This is a genomic window from Streptomyces torulosus, from assembly GCF_001419765.1.
GTDB lineage: Bacteria > Actinomycetota > Actinomycetes > Streptomycetales > Streptomycetaceae > Streptomyces > Streptomyces torulosus.
In genome coordinates, this window is the sequence record NZ_LIRK01000459.1 from 1 (window position 1) to 5,177 (window position 5,177).

Annotated in this window: 3 protein-coding genes and 2 pseudogenes; 3 read left to right on the forward strand and 2 right to left on the reverse strand. The window is 71.7% G+C overall.

Translation table 11 applies throughout. The annotated features are described in order from the left end of the window. Positions 1 to 34 precede the first annotated feature (34 nt). Together AOK23_RS47155 and AOK23_RS47160 are read left to right on the forward strand one after the other, a co-directional pair. Positions 35 to 688 (forward strand): annotated as a pseudogene (locus AOK23_RS47155) (serine/threonine-protein kinase); the annotation flags it as partial. 421 nt (positions 689 to 1,109) lie between these two features. Next, the gene (locus AOK23_RS47160; protein ID WP_055715614.1) at positions 1,110 to 2,336 is read left to right on the forward strand and encodes an outer membrane protein assembly factor BamB family protein; all 1,227 of its coding nucleotides are present in this window, start codon (positions 1,110 to 1,112) and stop codon (positions 2,334 to 2,336) included. A gap of 48 nt (positions 2,337 to 2,384) precedes the next feature. Here AOK23_RS47160 and AOK23_RS29325 read toward each other — a convergent pair whose 3' ends face one another. Then, positions 2,385 to 3,116, reverse strand: coding sequence for a lysophospholipid acyltransferase family protein (locus tag AOK23_RS29325; RefSeq protein WP_055715615.1), 732 nt, complete (start codon positions 3,114 to 3,116; stop codon positions 2,385 to 2,387). A gap of 372 nt (positions 3,117 to 3,488) precedes the next feature. On the opposite strand from AOK23_RS29325, the gene AOK23_RS29330 reads away from it, so the two are divergent. Further along, a complete protein-coding gene (locus AOK23_RS29330) occupies positions 3,489 to 4,202 on the forward strand; it encodes an SDR family NAD(P)-dependent oxidoreductase (RefSeq protein ID WP_055715616.1) in 714 nt (237 codons plus the stop codon). Positions 4,203 to 4,328: 126 nt separating this feature from the next. Here AOK23_RS29330 and AOK23_RS29335 read toward each other — a convergent pair. Further along, positions 4,329 to 4,924: pseudogene (locus AOK23_RS29335) on the reverse strand (lyase family protein); the annotation flags it as partial. Positions 4,925 to 5,177 lie beyond the last annotated feature (253 nt).

Consider the following 5,177-nt stretch of genomic DNA (forward strand, 5'->3'; position numbering starts at 1 on the left):
GTACCGGATCGTCGCGCGGCTGGGCGCGGGCGGGATGGGCCGGGTGTATCTGGGACGCTCGCCCGGCGGCCGGGCGGTGGCGGTGAAGGTGGTGCGCGCGGAACTGGCCGAGGACGCCGAGTTCCGGCGCCGGTTCGCCCGGGAGGTGGCCGCGGCCCGACGCGTCAACGGGGTGTTCACCGCCGGTGTCGTGGACGCCGACCCGGAGGGGTCGCCGCCCTGGCTGGCGACGGCGTACGTACCGGGCGTCGCGCTGAGCGAGGCCGTCACCGCGCACGGGCCCTGGCCGCAGGGGCCGGTGCTGGCGCTCGGCGCCGGCCTGGCCGAGGCGCTGGAGGCGATCCACGCGGTCGACGTGGTCCACCGGGACCTCAAACCGTCGAACATCCTCCTCGCCACGGACGGACCTCGGGTGATCGACTTCGGTATCTCGGTGGCTCACGAGGCCAGCGCGTTGACCCGTACCGGCATGGTGGTGGGCACACCGGGGTTCATGTCGCCCGAGCAGTTGACCGGGAAGCCGATCGGGCCCGCCAGTGATGTCTTCTCCTTGGGGGCGGTGCTGACGTTCGCCGCGACGGGATCGGGGCCCTTCGGGACGGGCTCGGGGCATGCCCTGGGGTTCCGCGTCGTCTACGAGGAACCGAATCTGAGCCGACTGCCGCCCCGGCTACGGCTTTTGGTGGCGAGCTGTCTGGCCAAGCAGCCCGACCGCCGCCCCACGGTGGCGACCCTGCTCGAACAACTGGCGGAGGCTGCCGCCGAGACGCCGGGGGGGGACCGAGACCGCCGACAGGGGCACGGTTGCAGAGGCCGACGCCGGAGAGGCGGTCGCCGGAGGTCGCGTCGCAGGGGAGGCGGTCGCGGGACAGGCCGACGCCGGAGGGGCCTCCATCGGAGAGGCGGTCGTCGGAGGCCGCATCGCGGGGGAGGCGGGCCCGCATCCGCCCACCCGGCCCGGCTGGCTCCCCGCGCCGGTCGCCGCGAGCGTGCACGCCCGCACCACCGTGCAGGGCCCCGCAGTCCCCCCTCCACCGGCGGCACCCCTCGCACCGACACCAGCACCGGATCCAGCCCCGTCCCGGAACCTTCCCGAGAACCCGGAACCGGTGGCATCCGGCCCGGCCCAGGCCCTGGCGCCGCGGGCCGCCGGCCCGACCCGCCGACGGGCCCTGGTCGGTGGCCTCGGCGTTGCCGCCGCCGCAGGGCTCGGCTTCGCCGGCTGGAAGCTCAGCGACCGGGACTCCACCGAGGAACCCAAGGGCTTACCCGACCCCAGCCGAAGGACCGATGCCTCCCCCACACCCACACCTTCGCCCTCACCCGCAGCCCCGTCCGGCGTCGAGAAGTGGAAGTTCATCACGGGCGGCCTCGTCTACGCGTCGCCGATCGTCGCCGACGGCGTCGTGTACGTCGGCAGTGAGACCGACTTCCTGTACGCGCTGGACGCCGGCACCGGCGAACTGCGTTGGGCGTTCGAGACCGGCGGGAACGTGAACGCGGAGCCGGCTGTCGCCGACGGGACGGTCTACGTGGGCAGTGAGGACGGCAACCTGTACGCGGTGGACGCGGACACCGGCAGGCAGCGGTGGAAGTTCCGCACCGGCAAGGGCAGAAGTTCGCCGCCGACGGTCGCCGACGGCCTGGTGTACGTCGGCGGCGGGGGCAGGCTCCCGAAGGGCATCGGCGGAGCGTACCGCGACAACCAGGACGGCCATGTGTACGCCGTCGACAGCGGCACCGGCGCACAGCGGTGGAAATCCACCACCAGCAGCCGAGTGGAGGAGGCGCCGATCGTCGCCGACGGGGCTGTCTACGCGTGCGCTCTGCGAGGCACCGCGTACGCGCTGGACGCCGCCACGGGCAAGCGGCGGTGGGAATTCACCACCGGTGGTCTGCTCGGCTCAGCCGTGGCCGTCGCCGACGGAGCGGTGTACCTCAGCAGCGAGGACGGGCACGTCTACGCGCTGGACGCCGCAACCGGCGACCGGCGGTGGAAGTTCGCGGCCGAGAGATACGTGAGCGCGCCGACCGTCGTCGACGGGACGCTCTACCTGGGCGGCGGGGACGGCGCGTTGAACGCCGTGGACGCGCGCACGGGCAAGCGGCGGTGGAGGACCCGCATCGGCAAGGAACCGTTCGTGGGCGCGCCGACGGTCGTCGACGGGGTGGCCTACACGGCCAGCGGGGACGGCAACCTGTACGCCGTGGACGCCGACACCGGCGGGAAGCGGTGGACGTTCACCACAGGCAGCCCCGTGAACGCGGCACCCGCCTTCGCCGACGGGGTGCTCTACCTCAGCAGCGTCAACGGCATCGTGTACGCGGTGACATAGCGGCACCGAAGCCCGCCCCGGCCGTCGGGGTTCTCGGCGCCGCCCGCATCAACTCAGCGGCATGCGTGGGAACTTGCGTTCCTTCCGGTCCTTCGCCGCGGCCTCGGCCTCCTGGGCCTTCACGACGGCCGCGTACTGGTCCACGTACTCCTGCTCGGAGAGCGAGAGGATCGCGTACATGATCTCGTCGGTGATGGCACGCAGGACGGCCTTCTCGTTCTCCATGCCCTCGTAGCGGGAGAAGTCGAGGGGCTTGCCGAAGCGGATCACGACGGGGTGGATGTTCGGGATGACCTTGCCCGGCGGCTGCGCCTCGAACGTGCCGATCATCGCGCACGGGATCACGGGCACCCTGGCCTTCAGCGCCATGACCGCCACGCCGACCTTGCCCTTGTAGAGGCGGCCGTCGTGTGAGCGCGTGCCCTCCGGATAGATGCCGAGCAGTTCGTCCTTGCTGAGCACCCCGAGCCCCTCGCGGATCGCGGCCTGACCGGCCTCCTTTCCGGAGCGGTCGACGGGGATCTGCCCCGCGCTGCGGAAGAAGAACGCCGTCAGCCGGCCCTTGACGCCAGGCCCGGTGAAGTACTCGGCCTTCGCCAGGAAGGTGATGCGCCGCTTGAGGATCGCCGGCATCAGGAAGTGGTCCGAGAAGGACAGGTGGTTCCCGGCGACGATGGCCGCGCCCGACGACGGCACGTGTTCGAGACCCTCGATGCGGGGCCGGAAGACCAGCCGCAGCAGCGGACCCAGAAGCACATACTTGAGCAGGTAATAGAACACGGCGTCCCCTTCGCTCTACCGGATCGGCTCTATGGACGTGTTCCGCCAGGTCACAGCAGACATCCGCGGACGCGATCGTGCTGAGCCCGTCGCCATGTGAGGGCAGGTCCGATCGGCCTCATGCCGACTCCTCGCTGACTGTACTGACGTTGCGTCAGGCGCTTGCGCGCTGGTGAGCCTCGTCCTGCGGTGCCGAGGATTGATCGTAGCCCGTAGTACCGGAGGTAAGGAGGGCCCCGACCTGCCCCAAACGGCAAAGACGATCAGCCGGGCACGGTCGGTGTACGACAGGGTGCGAGGGCGTGCCGACGTACGTCCCGACGGCGGAGCGCCCGGCGTAGGGTCGAGATGGCTCGACGGAGGGGAACGGACATGGCGTTGGTACTGGTGACCGGGGCGGCCGGAGGGCTAGGGCGCAACGCGGCGGACGCGTTGGCCGAGGCAGGGCACGACGTGGTGGTGCATGCCCGTGCCGCGGCGCGTCTCGCCGGTGCGGAGGGCGGCGGACGGTGGAAGGGCGTCGTCGCCGGGGATCTCGCCGTCGCCGACGAGGTCCGGTCCGTCGCCCGCCAGGCCGCAGGGTTCGGCCGTTTCGACGCCGTCATCCACAACGCCGGCGTCCTTGATTCCCCCGACGAGATCGCCGTCAACATCGTCGCGCCGTATCTGCTGACGGCCCTGATGGAGAAGCCGGCCAGGCTGATCTACCTCAGCAGCTCCATGCACCGAACGGGCTCCACCGATCTGGGGCGGCTGACCGCGGGCACGGCCTCCTACGACGACACCAAGCTGTGGGTGACCGCCCTCGCCCTGGCCTGCGCGGCCCGCTGGGAGGGAACCTCCAGCCATGCGGTCGACCCCGGCTGGGTCCCCACCCGCATGGGTGGGCCGGCGGCCTCGGACGACCTGGCCGCCGGTCACCGCACCCAGGTCTGGCTGGCCACCCACCCCGACGCCACCCCCACCACCGGCGGCTACTGGTACCACCGGCGGACGCAGACCCCGCACCCCGCGGCCCGGGACGAGCAGTTCCAGGCCCGCCTGATCCGAACCCTGGAGCAGCACACGGGCGTCCCACTCGGCTGACGGCGGGACGCGGGGACGCCGCCCAGCCGCGGCAGGCCGGGTCGGGTCGGGTCGGTCCCGTGCACCGGTGCGCGGCCGGAGGCCGGAGACGCTCAGGGGGCGATGACCGCCGACGGTCGCGCCGTGATCGAAGGCGACCTGGTTGACGACCTCGGGGATCACCGGTTGACCTTCCCGGGCATGATCGACGACCCCGCCTGCACCGGCGGCAGATTGATCTCGCCGAGCCCGGCCGTGGGGCCCGACGACGTGAGGCGCAGGTCGTCGCAGGCCTTGGCGAGTCTCACGGCCACGCGCGTGAGGACACCGGACAGCTGGACGAACGTGCCGATGGCCGTGCGGCCGAGGTTGGACTCCAGCAACAGGGCGGCCGCCTCCGTGAGCCGCTGACGGTCCTCCTCGATCATGACGGCGTACGTGGTGAACTCCTGCCCCAGCGTCATGGGGACGGCTTCCTGGAGCTGGGTGCGACCCATCTTCAGCACGTCCCCGAACTCCTCGGCCTTCCCGGCGAAGGCCGTGGCCAGCGCCCCCGGGGAGTCGCCGAGGCGACGCAGTGACGTGACCAGGGCCAGGCGTACGGCGGTGGAGTAGACGTCGTTGGTGCTGTGGTCGAGATGGACGTGGTCCAGCGGATGGATCACCTCGTAGCGGCCGCGCGGGTGGCCGAGGATCTCCAGGGCGCGGTCGGCGATGACCTCGTTCGCGTTCATGTTCGTGGACGCCGTAGTAGGCGTCGGCCGGGACCTCCCTGTCTCCCGCCAGGTCGTGCTCCCTGCGTGTGGCCTGAGCCATCTGCTGCTCCTCGTCGCTTGCCGCCGGGCGTGGGCCGGGGCTTCGGCACGGGACCCCTTGACAGGTCACCGCCTGCGGCCTCAGTGTTGCCGACCAACATGCAGAACGCAATATATTGCGTACCCGAGGAGGTCCCCATGGGCACCGCTCATCCCCGTCTCGACCCCGGCACGGACACCC

Bases quoted from the DNA above. Each gene is read 5' to 3' on its own strand.
- AOK23_RS29330 (WP_055715616.1), top strand. From the start codon at position 3,489: ATGGCGTTGGTACTGGTGACCGGGGCGGCCGGAGGGCTAGGGCGCAAC.